Source organism: Pseudomonas veronii (assembly GCF_002028325.1).
In the GTDB taxonomy this organism is placed as follows: Bacteria; Pseudomonadota; Gammaproteobacteria; order Pseudomonadales; family Pseudomonadaceae; genus Aquipseudomonas; species Aquipseudomonas veronii.
In genome coordinates this window covers 2,750,587-2,766,253 of record NZ_CP018420.1, presented here as the reverse complement: position 1 = coordinate 2,766,253, position 15,667 = coordinate 2,750,587, and the positions used below count along the sequence as shown (strand labels likewise).

The 15,667-nt window shown below is 64.4% G+C and carries 14 protein-coding genes; 4 read left to right on the top strand and 10 right to left on the bottom strand.

Features of this window, described 5'->3' with window-relative positions:
• The first annotated feature begins 28 nt into the window (after nucleotides 1-28).
• A complete protein-coding gene (locus PverR02_RS12900; protein WP_079443560.1) occupies nucleotides 29-2,788 on the top strand; it encodes an ATP-binding protein in 2,760 nt (919 codons plus the stop codon).
• Here PverR02_RS12900 and PverR02_RS12895 read toward each other — a convergent pair.
• Complete coding sequence (locus tag PverR02_RS12895) at nucleotides 2,735-4,186, bottom strand: winged helix-turn-helix domain-containing protein (RefSeq protein ID WP_057004842.1); 1,452 nt, start codon at nucleotides 4,184-4,186, stop codon at nucleotides 2,735-2,737. The genes PverR02_RS12900 and PverR02_RS12895 overlap by 54 nt on opposite strands.
• 150 nt (nucleotides 4,187-4,336) lie before the next feature.
• The gene (locus tag PverR02_RS12890; protein WP_046383867.1) at nucleotides 4,337-5,287 is read right to left on the bottom strand and encodes a GlxA family transcriptional regulator; all 951 of its coding nucleotides are present in this window, start codon (nucleotides 5,285-5,287) and stop codon (nucleotides 4,337-4,339) included.
• A gap of 180 nt (nucleotides 5,288-5,467) precedes the next feature.
• Here PverR02_RS12890 and PverR02_RS12885 point away from each other — a divergent pair, with 180 nt between their 5' ends.
• Together PverR02_RS12885 and PverR02_RS12880 are read left to right on the top strand one after the other, a co-directional pair.
• The gene (locus PverR02_RS12885) at nucleotides 5,468-6,190 is read left to right on the top strand and encodes a pirin family protein (RefSeq protein ID WP_046383868.1); all 723 of its coding nucleotides are present in this window, start codon (nucleotides 5,468-5,470) and stop codon (nucleotides 6,188-6,190) included.
• Nucleotides 6,191-6,334: 144 nt separating this feature from the next.
• Nucleotides 6,335-6,760 (top strand): hypothetical protein, encoded by a 426-nt coding sequence (locus tag PverR02_RS12880; RefSeq protein ID WP_079443559.1) that lies wholly within the window; start codon nucleotides 6,335-6,337, stop codon nucleotides 6,758-6,760.
• Between the two features lie 60 nt (nucleotides 6,761-6,820).
• Here the strand turns inward: PverR02_RS12880 and PverR02_RS12875 are convergent, their stop codons facing one another.
• Nucleotides 6,821-7,780 carry a GlxA family transcriptional regulator gene (locus PverR02_RS12875; protein ID WP_057004844.1) on the bottom strand — a complete coding sequence of 320 codons (960 nt, stop codon included), beginning with the start codon at nucleotides 7,778-7,780 and terminating at the stop codon, nucleotides 6,821-6,823.
• A 107-nt stretch (nucleotides 7,781-7,887) separates the two neighbouring features.
• Here PverR02_RS12875 and PverR02_RS12870 point away from each other — a divergent pair, with 107 nt between their 5' ends.
• Complete coding sequence (locus PverR02_RS12870; RefSeq protein ID WP_079443558.1) at nucleotides 7,888-8,430, top strand: acyl-CoA thioesterase; 543 nt, start codon at nucleotides 7,888-7,890, stop codon at nucleotides 8,428-8,430.
• A gap of 433 nt (nucleotides 8,431-8,863) precedes the next feature.
• Here PverR02_RS12870 and PverR02_RS12860 read toward each other — a convergent pair whose 3' ends face one another.
• The 7 genes from PverR02_RS12860 to PverR02_RS12830 form a co-directional block, all read right to left on the bottom strand.
• Nucleotides 8,864-9,652 (bottom strand): ABC transporter ATP-binding protein, encoded by a 789-nt coding sequence (locus PverR02_RS12860; protein WP_046383873.1) that lies wholly within the window; start codon nucleotides 9,650-9,652, stop codon nucleotides 8,864-8,866.
• Nucleotides 9,646-10,635: an ABC transporter permease gene (locus PverR02_RS12855; protein ID WP_079443555.1), complete on the bottom strand. Its 990-nt coding sequence runs from the start codon at nucleotides 10,633-10,635 to the stop codon at nucleotides 9,646-9,648. Before PverR02_RS12855 ends, PverR02_RS12860 begins: the two co-directional genes overlap by 7 nt.
• Nucleotides 10,622-11,689, bottom strand: a complete 1,068-nt coding sequence (locus PverR02_RS12850; RefSeq protein ID WP_079443554.1) for an ABC transporter substrate-binding protein — start codon at nucleotides 11,687-11,689, stop codon at nucleotides 10,622-10,624. Before PverR02_RS12850 ends, PverR02_RS12855 begins: the two co-directional genes overlap by 14 nt.
• Nucleotides 11,690-12,066: 377 nt before the next feature.
• Complete coding sequence (gene aqpZ, locus PverR02_RS12845) at nucleotides 12,067-12,771, bottom strand: aquaporin Z (protein WP_079443553.1); 705 nt, start codon at nucleotides 12,769-12,771, stop codon at nucleotides 12,067-12,069.
• A gap of 121 nt (nucleotides 12,772-12,892) precedes the next feature.
• Entirely contained in the window at nucleotides 12,893-14,077 is a 1,185-nt protein-coding gene (locus tag PverR02_RS12840; RefSeq protein ID WP_046488537.1) for a sugar transporter, read from the bottom strand.
• A 123-nt stretch (nucleotides 14,078-14,200) separates the two neighbouring features.
• Nucleotides 14,201-14,563, bottom strand: coding sequence for a hypothetical protein (locus tag PverR02_RS12835; protein WP_046383878.1), 363 nt, complete (start codon nucleotides 14,561-14,563; stop codon nucleotides 14,201-14,203).
• A gap of 95 nt (nucleotides 14,564-14,658) precedes the next feature.
• Nucleotides 14,659-15,657 (bottom strand): bile acid:sodium symporter family protein, encoded by a 999-nt coding sequence (locus tag PverR02_RS12830; protein ID WP_079443552.1) that lies wholly within the window; start codon nucleotides 15,655-15,657, stop codon nucleotides 14,659-14,661.
• Between the last annotated feature and the right edge of the window lie 10 nt (nucleotides 15,658-15,667).

The following is a 15,667-nucleotide window of genomic DNA, read 5'->3' as shown; positions in this document are numbered from 1 at the left end:
GAACCCTTTTTTCAGAGCTCGCGCTGGCATGAACGACCTCAGCGAACAGGCCGTACACTTCGGCCCGTATCGGATACACCCGCGCCAACGCCTGGTGCTGGAGGCTGGCCGGCCGTTGCGCCTGGGACGGCGGGCAGTGGACATCCTGCTGATCCTGCTGGAACAGGCCGGCAATGTGGTGAGCAAGCAGGAACTGATCGCGCGGGTCTGGCCCAAAAGCGTGGTCGAAGACGGCAACCTGCGCGTGCATATGGCGGCGTTGCGCAAGGCCCTGGGCGATGGCCAGGCCGGGCAGCGCTATATCGTCACCGTGGCCCAGCGCGGTTACAGTTTTGTTGCGCCACTGAGCATCGAACCGATGACCCTTCCAACCGACGGCAGTGCGCAAAGCCAGGCCCATAACCTGCCGCTGCGCAGCACGCGGATGATCGGCCGCCAGGCGCTGATCGATGCGCTGGTGCAGCAATTGCCGCAACAACGCTTTATCACCCTGACCGGCGCGGGAGGCATCGGTAAGACCACGGTCGCGCTGCGTGTCGCTGAGCTGCTGATCGGGCATTACCGCGACGGCATTCGCCTGCTCGACCTCGCCCCCCTCAGCGCGCCGTCGATGATCCTGCCCAACCTCGCCGCCCTGCTCGACCTCACCCCCGACGAACACGCGCCGCTGTTGACCCTCGCGCGCAGTCTCCACACGCGCCAGTTGCTGTTGGTGATCGACAACTGCGAACACCTGCTCGATGACATCGCCCTGATCAGCGAAACCCTGCTGCGCCACGCCCCCAACGTTCACATCCTCGCCACCAGCCGTGAAGCACTGCGCGCCGAGGGTGAATACGTGCAGCGCCTGGAGCCGCTGGCCTGCCCGCCCGCCACCGGCAACCGTGCCCAGGCGCTGGGCTATCCGGCCCTGCAACTGTTGATCGAGCGCGCCATGTCCCATCAGGACAGCTTCGCGCTCAGCGAAGCCGAACTGCCGTTGGCGATCGATATCTGCCAGCGCCTCGACGGTATCCCGCTGGCCATTGAACTGGTGGCGGCGCAGATTGAACGTTTCGGCCTGCAAGGCCTGCTGGTGCAGATGGAAGACAACTTTCGCCTGCTGACCCGTGGCCGCCGCAGTGCCCTGCCCCGTCAACAGACGCTGCGCGCCACGCTGGACTGGAGTTTCGACCTGCTCGCGCCCTGCGAACAGATCTGCCTGCGCCGCCTGGCGGTGTTTCGCGGCGGCTTCAGCCTGGCCAGCGCGGCGGCGGTGATCGCTGGGGAACAGATCGCACCGGCCGAGGTGCTGGGTTCGATCACCCAACTGGTGGCCAAGTCCTTGCTCAATGTCGAGCCCGGCGATGACGAGATGGTCTACCGCCTGCTGGACATCACCCGCACCTACGCCCTGGAAAAGCTCAGCGTGGCCGCTGAACTCGACACCACCCGCGAGCGCCACGCCGCACGCTGCCTGGCCTTGATGGAACAGGCCCGGGACGATTGGGAACTGACCGCGACGCAGCCCTGGATCGACCGCTACGCGCCCCTGCGCGAAGACATCCGCGCCGCACTGGATTGGGGCCTGGGCGACCAGGGCACGCACCTGTTGGGTATTCGCCTGACGGTCAGCGCGATGCCGTTGTGGCAGGAGCTGTCATTGCTGGGGGAACACGGGCTGTACGTGGGCAAGGCGCTCGCACGGCTGGCGCAATCGCCCGCGCCGAACCCGCACTTGCACATGGCGTTGCAACTGGCGCTGGGCAGTTTTTCGTATCACACCCAGGGCGGTACGCCGCAGACCATTGACGCCTTTGCCTACGCGCGGCGCCTGGCCGAAGCGAACAACGACTTGAGCGGCCAGTTGCGTGCGGTGTCGGGCCATATGGCGGTCAACCTGTGTTGCGGCAATTATCGCCAGGCACTTGCGCAAAGCCTGCACTTCGATCAACTCGGCCCCCAGGCCGACCCCTTGCTCGACCTCAGCGCCCAGCGCCTGCGGGTACTGGCCCAGCACTTTGCCGGTCACCAGGCATTGGCCCTGCAAAATGCCGAACAGGTGATCCAGCGCATGGCCCACAGCGGCCATCTGAACCGGTTCACCCATGGCTTCGGCGTGCAGTACGACCAGGGCGTGGCCTCGCTGACGATCCTCGCTCGCATCCTGTGGCTGCGGGGGTTCCCGGAGCGGGCCTGGCGCACCGCGAACCAGGCCCTGGAACTGGCGCTGCAGATCAACCACGGCACCTCGATCTGCTACACCCTGGCCCTGGCCGGGGTGGTCATCGCCCGCTACAACGGCGACGCGGCCGCGACCCATTCGCTGCAGGAACTGTTGTTGCAACAAGCGCAAAAGCACTCGGTGCAGCTGTTTCATACCTGGGCCCGACACTACGCGGGCGCAGCGCCGACGCAAGCCATGCCCGGGCTCGGCCTGATCGCGGATACCCTGGTGACCTTCAATGCGGGCGCGGTGGACGCGGCGATGTTCGAACGCGCCAAAAGCGGCGCGGCCGGCTGGTGTACGGCAGAAATCCTGCGGGTGCGCGCCGAGCACAGTGACGACATCCCGGCAGAAGCGCTGTTGCTCGAGGCACTCGGCCTGGCGCACCAGCAAGGCGCCCTGGCCTGGGAGTTACGCAGTGCGACCGCGCTGGCGCGGCTGTGGCAGCGCCAAGACCGCCGGCAAGCGGCACGCGAGTTGCTGGACTCGGTCTACGGGCGATTCAGCGAAGGGTTCGCCACCCAGGACCTAATCGGCGTGCGCCGCCTGCTCGACGAGTTGCAGGACAAACGGCCGGCCTGAAAACGCCCCCAGATAATGCCCATACCCTTGCTGCAGACGCGCCACTTGCAGCGGGTCGCGCAGTTGCGCCAGGGCGTAGCTGCGCACGCTGTTGAGCAGGCGGTAACGCTCGGGACCGAGGCCGGGCTCCACGCTCAGCAGCGAGATGTCGACCAGTCGCCGCAGCAGGTATGGCAGGTCGGCGTGAGCCAGCTCGGTGCCGGCGATCAACTGCCCCAGGACGGGCAAGCTCACCGCCATCTTGAACAGGCCCAGTTGCAGGAACAGCCAGCGCTCCGGCAGGCTCAGGCGCTCGTATGACCAGTCCAGGGCCGCCGCCAGGGATCGGTGGCGTTCCAGCGCCGTGCGCCGACCGCGCGCCAGCACTTGCAGGCCGCTGCGCAATTGCACCTGCAAGCCCTGCACGCCGAGAGCATCGACCTGGGCCGCCGCCAGTTCGAGGGCCAACGGAATACCGTCGAGCCGGCGGCAGATATCGCGCAGCGCCGGCAAGTCCTGGGGCCGCAGGGCAAACCCTTGCTGACTGGCGCGCACGCGCGCGACGAACACCTGCACCGCCGAGTAGGCCATCGCCTGCTCGACGCTGCCCCAGGCGGATGGCATCGGCAGCGCCAGGCGAGGCACGCGCTGCACCCACTCGCCGGGCACCCGCAAGGCTTCGCGGCTGCTCAACAACAGCGTCACCCCAGGCGCGCTGGCCTGCAGCGCGCGCACCAGATGACGGCAGGCGCCGAGCAACACGTCGGCGCCATCGAGCACCAGCAATAACTGGCGCGAGGCCAATTGACGGAAGAGCGCCGCGGCACTGTCGGCCGCGTCGAGCCCGAGGGTCTCGGCCAACTGGCGCAGCATTGCCGTGGGCGTATCGACACCGGCCAGATCCAGCCACCACACGCCGTCGCGATAACGCGGCAACACACGCTCGGCCAACGCCAGGGCCAGGCTGCTCTTGCCGACGCCAGCGCCTCCGGTGAGGGTCATCAGGCGTTGCCCCGACAGGCGTCGGACCAGCGTCCCCACCAGTTCGTCGCGACCGATCAGCGGGCTGAGCCGGGTCGCCAGGTTGTGCCGCGGTGCCGCGTTCCCAGCGGCCTCCTGCAGCGGCGCAACCAGGCAATAGCCGCGTTGGGGTTCATTGAGAATGTAGCGACGACCGTCCAATGCACGGCGCAGGGCGGCGATATGCACCCGCAGGTTGTTCTCTTCCACCACGCTGCACGGCCAGACGCGGGCGATCAGGGTGTCTTTGCTGACAAATTGCCCGGGCGTTTCGAGCAGCACCGCCAGGATGTCCAGCGCGCGCCCGCCCAACGGCACGGGCATGCCCGCCTTGCTGACCAGGCGCTGCTGGCGATGAAAGGTGTAAGGGCCAAAGCGCATCGCATGGTCGTTGTTCATCTGCGTAAAAGCGCTGAAACACCCGAGCTTGGGCGTCCGCGCATCCTTCTTCCATGGGCCTGCCGTTATCTTGCCAGCTCGTTGTAACAGGACAATGCTGGCACGGGGAGCGATACGGACAATCGGGTGCGCGAGACGGACATCCTGTCGTTAACTGAACTGCTGTCGGTATTGGGTGGGGTTGAGGCCGAGTTTTTCACTGAACAGAAAGCGCATATGCCGCACGCTGCCGAAGCCTGCGTGAAAGGCCACGGTCTTGAGCGGCAGGTCGGTGGTTTCCAGCAGGTGCCGGGCGCGGTCGATGCGCGCGCCCTGCAGGAAGGCCATCGGCGTCATCTGCACCTCTTTGGCGAACAACCGCGCAAAGTGCCGCGCACTCATGCCGGCGAGTGCCGCCATGGATTCGATGGTGAACGGCTGGTCCAGATGCGCCAGCACATGGCTCTGCACCCGCGTGATCGCGGTTTCCTGGGGCGCCACGGCGGCGGTCATCGGGCTGAACTGGGCCTGCCCGCCCTGGCGCTTCATCACCACCAGCAGCACTTTGGCCACGTCCACCGCGACCTGCTTGCCGTGGTCCTGGGCGACAACCGACAGCGCCAGGTCGATGCCCGCCGTCACCCCGCCGGACGTGATCAGGCGGCCGTCCTGCAGGTAGATGCGGTCGGTTTCGACAACGGCCTGAGGGAAGGCCTTGATCAGCCGCTCGGTGTAATGCCAGTGGGTGGTCACGCGGTGGCCGTCGAGCAACCCGGCATACCCCAGCACAAAGGCACCGGTGCAGATCGAGCCGAAGCGCCGCGCGCGTGGAGCAGCGGCCTGGAGCCAGGGCAACAGGTCGGGGTGGCATTCGTTATAGGCACCGGGACCACCGGGCACCAGCAGCAGGTCATAGGCCTCGTGCGCCTGGGCCAGCAGCAGGTCGGGCTGCACGACCACGCCATTGGACGCACGCAGCGGGCCGGGCTCGGTGCCAACGATCAGGATCCGATAGTGCTGCGCCGCCGGCAGGTAGCGGTTGGCAATCGAAAACACTTCAAGCGGCCCGGCCATGTCGAGCAGGAGGAAGTCCGGAAACAGCGCCATGGCCACGGTGTTCATAGAGGGAGACGTCCATCAGAAAGGAAGGCAGCGGGTATTATGCCACGTCCGCAACTGTCAACCTCAATGAGACAGTTATTCAGATATCAGCTTCTTAATGAATATTCCAGTAACCAGTAACCTTCTTCTCAACGCAAGCGCCCTGCATTTCGCAGCCCGCTCTGACTTGAGGACACCACCATGCTGACCCTTCGCAAAGCCTCCGACCGCGGCGCCGCCAATCACGGTTGGTTGAAGTCGTTCCACACCTTCTCGTTCGCCAACTACTGGAACCCCGCCGAACAGGGTTTTTCCGACCTGCTGGTGATCAACGATGACCGCGTCGCCGCAGGCCGTGGCTTCGGCCAGCACCCGCACCGCGACATGGAGATTTTCTCCTATGTGCTCGAAGGCGCCCTGGAACACAAGGACACCCTGGGCACCGGCTCGGTGATCCGCCCCGGCGATGTGCAACTGATGAGCGCCGGCAGCGGCGTGGCCCACAGCGAGTTCAACCATAGCCAGAGCCGTGGCGTGCATTTCCTGCAGATCTGGATCGTGCCGAATGTCTCCGGCGCCGAGCCACGCTATCAGCAGGAGCACTTCAGCGCAGCGCAGAAACGTGGACGCTTGCAGTTGATCATCTCGCCGGATGGCGCCGAAGGCTCCCTTCACGTGCGCCAGGATGCACGGGTCTATGCCGGGCTATTCAACGCTGACGAAAGCGCAAGCCTGGACCTGGCGCCGGACCGCCACGTGTACATCCATGTGGCCCGCGGCAGCGTCGAGATCAACGGCCAACGCCTGCAGGAAGGCGACGGAGCCCGCGTGCGCGATGAGCGCCAGATCCGCCTGAGCCACGGTGACGATGCCGAGGTGCTGGTATTTGACCTGCGCCCTCTGGAACTGCCGCAGATGCCATGACGGCTGCACGATAGCCCGCCGACGCGGGCTATCGCTGGCGTCGATAGTCACCATCAGCCCAATGAAGTTCTCTTAAAAATACCAACGCGTAACATCAAACCCACACCAGGCAACACCCTAATCAAACACTCGGAGCACACTCTCATGAAACGCCAACTCTTGCTTAGCCTCGCTTTCTCGGTACTTGCTGCAAACGCTTTTGCCCACCCAGTCGTCGCTGAAGGCGGCGCTGATCGCCTCAACGAAAACCGCGTCGCCGAAGGCGGTGCCGAGCGTCTGCAAGGCAACCGTGTCGCCGAAGGCGGTGCTGAACGCCTGCTGGAACGTCGCGTCGCTGAAGGCGGTGCGGATCGCTTGCAAGAACGTGGTCTGGCCGAAGGCGGTGCAGATCGTCTGCAGGAACGTGGCCTGGCCGAAGGCGGTGCAGATCGTCTGCAGGAACGTGGCCTGGCTGAAGGCGGTGCAGATCGTCTGCAGGAACGTGGCCTGGCTGAAGGCGGTGCGGATCGTCTGCAGGAACGTGGCCTGGCCGAAGGCGGTGCAGATCGCCTGCAGGGCAACAACGCTTGACCCCGCGCTGTGTGCGCGGCACCCCAAACCGGCCTGATCAGCCGGTTTTTTTTCGCCTGCTTATCGGGTACTGGCCTGAAATCGCTTGCGATACGCTGCCGGCAGCATCCCCACCCGCTGCTGGAACAGGCGCCGGAACGAGTTGCTGTCTTCGTAGCCCACCGCATAGGTGATGCTTTCGAGGGTCATGCGCGTCGACTCCAGCATCTGCTTGGCGCGCTCCAGGCGCAGGGTCTGCACATAAGCGATCGGTGTATAGCCGGTGGCATCCTTGAAACGTCGCTTGAAATTGCGCACCCCAAAACCAAAGTGCCGGGCCACCTCGTCAATCACCAGCGCCTCGGCGCAGTGCTGCTCCAGCCAATGCTGCACGCGCAGTATCTGCGCGTCGCCGTGGCTCTTGGGCAACGACCACATCGCGTACACCGACTGCACCGTCCGCACCGTGTCGATCAGCAGGTATTTGCCACAGGTGTGAGCCAGTTCCGGCGAGCCGAAGCGGCGGATCAGGTGGAGCATCAAGTCCATTGCCGCACTGGCGCCACCACAGGTGATCACGCGGTTTTCTTCGCAGAGCATCTGCGCGTCATCGAGGCTTACGTCTGCGTAGCGTCGCCGGAAAAGCTCGGCAAACGCCCAGTGGGTGGTGGCGCGCAAGCCTTGCAGTACACCGGTTTCCGCCAACAGAAAGGCGGCGGTACACATCGACGCCAGCACGGCGCCGCGCCCATGCTGTTCGCGCAGCCAGGGGCCGAAGGCGGCAAACGTCGGCAAAGCCTCTTTCAAGGTGAAGAGAAAGCCGGGGATCAACACCAGGTCGGTCTGTGCGATCTGCGCGGTCGAACAGGCCACTTGCAGACGCTGCCCGCCCCAGGCATTCACGGCCTGGCCGTCGAGGGACGCGACCACGATCTCGAAGGGCGGATGGTCGGCAAACAGGTTGGCGGCGCTGAGCATTTCCAGGGCCAGGGTGGCGCTGGCGGCGGAGCAGTGATCGGCCAGGAGCAAGGTAATGTGCATTCACGGACCTTTTTGCGCTTTTCGCATTAAATAAGTCATTTGCGCACCTACCTTAGCCGATTTGGCGCCCTTACAGTGCTGCCACTGTTCAACTCTGTGGCGTCTTTATGAATCTCTGGTTTCGATTGCTCTACATGCTCTGCCGTCGCCCCTGGCGCAAGCCTGCCCATGGCCTGGCCACCACCGTGGTACGCATGCGGGTATGGCCGCTGGACCTGGATCTCAACCGGCATGTCACCAATGGCCGCTACTTCACCCTGGCGGACGTTGCACGGATGGATTTTGTCTTGCGCACTGGCGCTTTTCGCGTGGCCCTGCGCAACAAGGCGCTGCCGATCGTGGGCGATACCTGGGGCAAGTTCCGCCGCGAACTCAAGGTGTTCGAAGTGTTCGAGGTACACACCCGCATACTCGGCTGGGACCACAAGTGGAGCCTGATGGAGCACCGTTTCGTCAGCAAGGGTCGGGTGGTCGGCGTGGTGGTGATGCGCGGGCTGTTCCGCTCAGCCAAGGGCACCCTGCCCCCGGCGGATTTCCTGCGGGAGCTGGGGCTGGCCGAAACATCGCCGCCCCTGCCGCAGTGGCTGAGCGACTGGGCGCAGAGTTGCGAGGCAATGAGCGTGCAGTTGCGAGGCGAGGAACAGGATTGAGGATCATCCGCTCATCATCGTCTTGAGGCATGCGCGCCTTGGCCAACATGTCCTTGGCGATTTTACGAGTCGTCGCGGCGCCTTCCAACTGCGCGCTGGATATAGGAGTCCACCAGATACCGAGTGTTATCGCGGTATTGGGGAGAAGACGCCACTGCCCCGCCCAAGCTGGAGGTCAACGACTCGACGCCGTGAACAACCGCCTCACAAAAGTCAGTGATGCACAAAAAAAACGCACTGCCGCACTCGCTGCGAAGCTCCAGGGTCTTACTCGCGCAAGCCCGGGACATCTTGATAGCTGCCCATGCGGCCTCTTTCTTGAGACCCGGCGCTGGATATCGACGAAACTCGTCCCAATGCAGATACCGGCCCTTGTCATCGACAGCTTTATAGATTGAGTCGCCAGGCGCTGCTCAGACTGATCAAGTCATACCTACCAGTTCTCCCCCAACCCCAGCAAGCCAAGTATCTGCCGGCGCAGGTCCACCAGATAAGGATCGTCGCGGTGCCGGGGGTATGGCCGCTCGATGGTCAATTGCGCCTGCAGGGTCGCCGGGCGGTCGCTGAACACGATCACGCGGTTGGCCAGGAGCAAGGCTTCTTCCACATCGTGGGTCACCAGCAACGCCGTGTAGCCCTGGCGTTGCCACAGGTCGATCAGCTCCTTTTGCATGGTGATGCGGGTCAGGCAATCGAGTTTGCCCAAGGGCTCGTCGAGGATCAGCAGGCGCGGCTGGTTCACCAGCGCACGGGCCAGCGCAACCCGCTGCGCCATGCCGCCGGACAGTTGCCGAGGGAAGGCGCGGGCGAATTGGCTGAGGCCGACTTTTTCCAAGGCTTCATCGACTTTGGCGGCATGGGTCTTGAGCAGGCCCTGGGCTTCGAGGCCGAGGGCGACGTTGTCCCACACGCGGCGCCACGGATACAAGGTCGGGTCCTGGAACACCACCACGCGGCTCGGGTCCGGGCCGCTGATCGGCTCACCATCGGCGAGCAAGCGCCCGGAATCCGCCGGTTCCAGCCCAGCGACCAGACGCAGCAAGGTGGACTTGCCGCACCCCGAAGGCCCGAGCAAGGCAACGAACTCCCCCGCTGCCACGTCCAGCGAAACCCGCTGCAACACCGGCAGATGCTCACCGTCCAAGGCAAACCCGTGGCTCAGGTTTTCGATGCGCAGCGCCAATCCCGCCGCGGCTTCTACTGCGGTTGCCAGGGCTACCATTTCATCGCTCCTTTCTGCCAGGCCAGCAAGTGGTCGCGCAGCCGGAACAAGCCGCTGATCAACCCCGAGCAGGCCAGCGCCATGATTAACAACGCTGCATACATATTCGCGTAGGCCGCCCACCCCTGGGCCCATTGCAGGTACCAGCCGATGCCGGATTTCACGCCCATCATTTCCGCCACCACCAGGGTCGAAAACGAGGCGCCGAGGCCCATGAACAGGCCGACGAACACATGGGGCAAGGCGGCGGGAATCGCCACCTTGAAGATCAGGAAAGGCTGTTTTGCACCAAGGGTGCGCGCCACGTCGTAATAGGCTTTATCGACACTGGCCACGCCGGACCAGGTCAGCACCGTGACCGGAAACCAAGTGGCCAGGGCGATCAGGAAGACGCTGGCGCTCCAACTGCTGGGGAACAGGAAAAAGCACAACGGCAACAGCGCCGTCGACGGCACCGGGCCGAGGATGCGCAGCACCGGATGCAGCCAATAGCCGATACGCGTCGACCAACCGATGGCCACGCCGGCGATAAACCCGGTCGCCGCGCCCAACGCCACGCCCGCACCGAGCAGCAACGCCGAATGCAGCAGGCTGTCGGCCAGGCGCGCGTAGTCTTCGACATACACCGCGAGCAGGGCCTGGGGCGGCGCGAAGAACGGCACCGGCAGCAGCGCGAGTTTCGCCGTGAGCAGCTCCCAAATGCCCAACAGCAGCGGTAAAGCGATCAGCCATGACGCGGCTCCGCGCAGGCGCAGGCCGAGCCTGGCGAACCGGCGTCCGGCCACACTCGACACCCCGAACACCGCCGCCACGCCCACGCAGAGATGGGCCAAACCTTGGGTCATCGGCCAGTCGCGCGTCGCATTGGGCCAGTAGCTGATCAGCAGCGCCACGGCCAACCAGGTGCCGACCACCGCCAGGCCCGGCCACCCGATCTTGAACGCCACGGGTGGGTTGAGGGTGGTCGCGTCAACTGAAGACATCGGCGGTGATCTCCTTGGCGAACGCCAGCGGGTCGGTGCCCTGGCTGATCACTTCCACGGTTTTCAGGTCGGTGACGTAGGTGGTGATTTCCGCGGTCAGCGCGGCGCCGACCGCATGGTGGCCGTGAGTGTGGTCGTGGAGGATCGCCTGGACTTCTTCGGTGGAGGTGTTCAACGCATAGGCCTGGAAACCCTTGGCGACGACCTCGGGGTGTTGCACGGAATAGTCATGAGCTTCGAGGATCGCCTGGGTCAGCGCTGCGACCACCCGCTTGTCTTCGCGCACCAGCTTGCCGGTGACACCGACCACGCAGCAGCTGAGGTTGGCGTAGGCCTCCACCAGGTTGGTGGACAGTTCCCGCGCCACGCCGGATTTGATCAGGCGATACATGAACGGGTCGCTGCCGCTGACCGCCTGCACCTCGCCGCGCTCCAGGGCGGTGCCGAGCAGGTCGGCCGGGTACAGGCGCCATTCGACGTCGCGCACCGGGTCGATGCCGTGCTTCTTGAGCAGGATCGAGAAGAAATTGCGGTCCGGGCTGGCCATGTCCGTCACGCCGATCGCCTTGCCCTTGAGGGCTTCGAGTGTGCTTACGCCGCCGTTCGCCGCACTGAGCAAACGCAGGCAGCCACCATGAGTGCCGGCGGTCAGCTTGACGTCGAAGCCCTGCTCCAGGGCCTTGAGCCAACGCAGCGCCATGCCCACACCGGCGTCGGCCTTGCCGGTGGCGATGGCTTCCAGCAGCACCTCGGTGGAATTGCCGAAGTTGACCAGTTCCACATCCAGGTTGTGTTGTTTGAAGAAACCTTGACCGTGGGCGATCACCACCGGGGCCAGGCACACGGCATTCAGGTTGACCGCCAGTTTCAGCGCGCGAGGCGCATCCAGGCGGATGAACTCACCGGTGCCGGCGGGCTCCTGGGGCGTGTGGTGCGCGGCGTGCTCGTCGGCGGCGAAGCCCAGGCGGGGCAGCGACAGCAGCAAGGGGCTGGCCAGGGTAATACCGGCCATGCCCAGGAGGCGGCGGCGGGTTAAAGGATCGAAAGCGGCCATGCAAAAACTCCCATGATTGTGTTCGCTAGGTAGATTGCGCGCCTTGCGTCATGCAGGGCACTCGCGACAAAACTACAACTTGATTATATTAATCAGCGACAATTATGAAAGAACCATATAATTCTATGGTTATGCCCGATGCCTCGAAACGCACAAAAAGCCCCCTAAGCTCAGATCGGAACAGTATTTATCGGGGGTGTACGCGCAGTGGGTACAGGCCGGGAAATGGGAGAAAACGCACCTGTAACCGGGGACGATCGATCAGTTGGCTGAGCAGCAGAAGATCGCGGATGCGTTCTTCAAGGTGGTGGATGCACAGGACGTGCAGACCTGGACGTGATGCAGGGGGAATGCGCTTGATTCCCCCCTTTTTCGATTCAAGCCGGGCTGCGCGCCTCCCACCCGCGCGCCGCCAACGCCCCCAACACCCCGCCGGCAATCGGCGCCAGCCAGAACGCCCAGAGTTGCGCGAGGTACTCGACCCCGGCGAACAACGCCGGCCCGGTGCTGCGCGCCGGGTTGACCGAGGTGTTGGTCACGGGGATCAGGATCAGGTGAATCAAAGTCAGCGCCAGGCCGATGGCAATCGGCGCAAAGCCGGCAACCGCGCCCGGTGCGGTCACGCGCATGATGATCAGGACAAAGAAGAACGTAGCGATCAGTTCGGCCAGCAACGCCGCCTTCATGTCGAACTGGCCGGGGCTCAGCGGGCCATAGCCGTTGGCGGCAAAACCACCGGTTTCAAAACCCGGCTGCCCGCTGGCAATTACATACAGCGCGGCGGCGGCGGCAATCGCACCCGCGACCTGGGCGGCGATGTAAGGCAGCACATCGGCGCAGGGAACGCGGCGCCCGGCCCATAGGCCGATGGTCACCGCCGGGTTGAAATGCCCGCCTGAAACACCGCCCACCGCGTAGGCCATGGTCAGCACGGTGAGCCCGAACGCCAGGGACACCCCCAGAAACCCGATCCCCAGCGCCGGGAATGCCGCCGCCAGGATGGCACTGCCACACCCGCCGAACGTCAACCAGAAGGTACCTGCAAACTCTGCGGTCAAACGCTTTTGCACAATCGACTCCATTGCTTTTCAAACACCACGGCCCTGATCGAAGGGCGTGGTGATCGCCGTCACCACAGGATGTGGGAGGTCCTGGGAGACGGTAGCAACAGGCATCAAAGTGCCCTGTAAGACTTGTCTGATTTCAGTCGCGCGCGACACCCTGGCCGAACCGTCGGATCGCCAGGCAATAACCGATCAACGCCAGCGCCGCCAGCAACCCGCCCGCCGCGCCGATCCAGGCGAAGCCGAAGTGGCTGCCGACCCAACTGCCCAGCAACGCGCCGCCGCCGATGCCGATGTTGTAGATGCCGGAGAACATCGCCATGGCCACGTCGGTGGCGTCCGGGGCGAGCACCAGGACCTTGGACTGCATGGCCAGGCCGAATCCCATGATCGCCATGCCCCAGAACACGCTCAGGCCGACGAGGTAGGATTCGGCCCCACTCAACGGCAGCATCAGTGCCAGGCACGCGCCCAGCAGGAACACCGCGCCGACCACGAACAGATGCGGGTTGAAGCGGTGTACCAGGCTGAACAACAGCGAGCCGATGATGCCCGCGCCGCCGAACACCAGCAGGAACAGGGTCACGACGTTACCGCTCAGGCCGGCGACACGTTCGACAAACGGTTCGATATAGCTGTAGGCGGTGAATTGCGCGGTGACCACCATGGCGGTGAGCACGTACAGCGCCACCAGCGCCGGGCGCTTGAACAGCAGCGGCAGGCTGCGCAGGGAGCCTGAGTTCTGGCTCGGCAACAGCGGCAAGGTGCGCGCCAGCCAGAACACCAGGCCGGCGGCGAAGGCCGCAATCACCAGGAACGTGGTGCGCCAGCCCATCGCTTCGCCCAGCAGGCGGCCCAGGGGAATGCCCAACACCATCGCCAGCGACGTGCCGGTGGCCAACAGGCCGAGGGCTTGCACCTGTTTGCCGGCCGGCGCCAGGCGTACCGCGAGGGACGCGGTAATCGACCAGAACAGCGCATGGGACAAGGCGATGCCGATCCGGCTGACCATCAGCAGGCCGAAGCTGGTGGCGACGCTGGAGAGGATATGACTGGCGATGAACAGGCCGAACAACACGATCAGCAGCTTGCGCCGTTCGATGTTGCGCGTCAGCAGCATCACCGGCAGCGAGGTCAGCGACACGATCCAGGCATAGATGGTGAGCATCAGGCCGACGCTGGCAATGGGCATGTCGAAGCTGGCGCCGATGGCGCTGAGCAGGCCGACGGGCACAAATTCGGTGGTATTGAACACAAAGGCGGCCAGCGCGAGGGCGATGACCGGTTGCCAGTTGGCACGGGGCGTTGCGGTTGAAAGGCTCATTGAAGGGCGCGGCACTCTGACGATGATCAAACGGCCACCCAGGACAAGCGCCGCCGCCGAGCATTCTATAGGTTTCTCGGGCGGCTGTTGACGCTCATCCGGGGCAAATCGCCTGCGGATCGATCAGGGCGAGGTCAGGGTGATCAAGTAGCTACCCGTCTGAATGGGCTTATCGAAGGCGTCCACCAGGACATACTGCTGGTCGTAATAACGTCCGTTGGGGGTGTCGGCCATCAACCGCACATAGGCGTTGGGCGCGCCCACCGCCTTGACGCTGCGGACCGGCTGCACCGCGAGCTGGTTGCCGCGACTGGCCTGCGGGCAGCCTTTCAAGTCCATTATCGAGCCGCTCGCCGCCGCCGTGGTGCAGCCCGGCTCGACGATACTGCCGTAGAATCGGACGACGCCACCCTGCGGCGCCGCCATGCACGTCCCCGTCCATACAGCGAGGAAGCCTGTAACCAGTGACAAACGTATAACGTTCATGTCGACGCTCCTTCTTGGGTTGACAAGAAGTGAGTCGTCCGTTTTGACGCAGGCTTTAGGCCTTTCGTCGCTTTAAGAAATGTCTGATAGACCGATCACGGATCCACCTGCCCCATCAGTTCCGGAATGCTTTCCTGGCGCTGCGCATAACGTTGCGCCAAGGCCGCACACACCATCAACTGGATCTGGTGAAACAGCATCAACGGCAGGATCAACACACCCATGGTCGCCCCGGCGAACAGCACCTGGGCCATCGGCACCCCGGTCGCCAGGCTTTTCTTCGAACCGCAGAACAGGATGGTGATGCGGTCCTCCTGATTAAAGCCGAAAGCCTTGCCCAGCAGCGTGGACGCCAGCAATACCAGGGCGAGCAACACGCAGCAGGCCACCACCAGGCCGCCCAGCTCCCACAGCGGAATCTGCTGCCAGATGCCTTGGATGACCGCTTCGCTGAACGCGCCGTAGACCACCAACAGGATCGAGCCCTGGTCGACGAACTTCAGCCAGGCCTTGTTGCGGCCGACCCACTCGCCGATCCAGCGGCGGGCGATCTGCCCGGCGATGAACGGCAACAGCAGTTGCACGCTGATTTTCAGGATGGCGTCGACGGTCGAACCGATCTCGCCGTGGACATTCAGCAACAGCGTCACCAACAACGGCGTGAGGAAGATCCCGAACAGGCTCGACGCCGCCGCGCTGCAGATCGCCGCCGGGATATTGCCGCGCGCCAGGGACGTAAAGGCAATCGCCGACTGCACCGTGGCCGGCAACGCGCACAGATAGAGCATGCCCATGTACAGGTCTTTGCCGATCAGCGGCGACAACAGCGGTTTGAGCGCCAGGCCCAGCAGCGGGAACAGCACAAAAGTCAGGCTGAACACCAGCAGGTGCAGGCGCCAGTGCCCGGCCCCGGCGACGATGGCCTGGCGTGACAGCTTGGCGCCGTGCAGGAAAAACAACAGCGCGATGGCCAGGTTGGTCACCCAGCCGAAAGCCACGGCGGTCTGGCCGCTGGCGGGCAGCAAGGACGCAAGGAGCACGGTGGCAATCAGGGTCAGGGTGAAATTGTCGGGCAGAAAACGCGGGCGAGTCATAAGCAGGATC

Coding starts and splice junctions, on each gene's coding strand:
- PverR02_RS12900 (WP_079443560.1), top strand. CDS start 29: ATGAACGACCTCAGCGAACAGGCCGTACACTTCGGCCCGTATCGGATA.
- PverR02_RS12895 (WP_057004842.1), bottom strand. CDS start 4,186: ATGAACAACGACCATGCGATGCGCTTTGGCCCTTACACCTTTCATCGC.
- PverR02_RS12890 (WP_046383867.1), bottom strand. CDS start 5,287: ATGAACACCGTGGCCATGGCGCTGTTTCCGGACTTCCTCCTGCTCGAC.
- PverR02_RS12885 (WP_046383868.1), top strand. CDS start 5,468: ATGCTGACCCTTCGCAAAGCCTCCGACCGCGGCGCCGCCAATCACGGT.
- PverR02_RS12880 (WP_079443559.1), top strand. CDS start 6,335: ATGAAACGCCAACTCTTGCTTAGCCTCGCTTTCTCGGTACTTGCTGCA.
- PverR02_RS12875 (WP_057004844.1), bottom strand. CDS start 7,780: ATGCACATTACCTTGCTCCTGGCCGATCACTGCTCCGCCGCCAGCGCC.
- PverR02_RS12870 (WP_079443558.1), top strand. CDS start 7,888: ATGAATCTCTGGTTTCGATTGCTCTACATGCTCTGCCGTCGCCCCTGG.
- PverR02_RS12860 (WP_046383873.1), bottom strand. CDS start 9,652: ATGGTAGCCCTGGCAACCGCAGTAGAAGCCGCGGCGGGATTGGCGCTG.
- PverR02_RS12855 (WP_079443555.1), bottom strand. CDS start 10,635: ATGTCTTCAGTTGACGCGACCACCCTCAACCCACCCGTGGCGTTCAAG.
- PverR02_RS12850 (WP_079443554.1), bottom strand. CDS start 11,689: ATGGCCGCTTTCGATCCTTTAACCCGCCGCCGCCTCCTGGGCATGGCC.
- aqpZ (WP_079443553.1), bottom strand. CDS start 12,771: ATGGAGTCGATTGTGCAAAAGCGTTTGACCGCAGAGTTTGCAGGTACC.
- PverR02_RS12840 (WP_046488537.1), bottom strand. CDS start 14,077: ATGAGCCTTTCAACCGCAACGCCCCGTGCCAACTGGCAACCGGTCATC.
- PverR02_RS12835 (WP_046383878.1), bottom strand. CDS start 14,563: ATGAACGTTATACGTTTGTCACTGGTTACAGGCTTCCTCGCTGTATGG.
- PverR02_RS12830 (WP_079443552.1), bottom strand. CDS start 15,657: ATGACTCGCCCGCGTTTTCTGCCCGACAATTTCACCCTGACCCTGATT.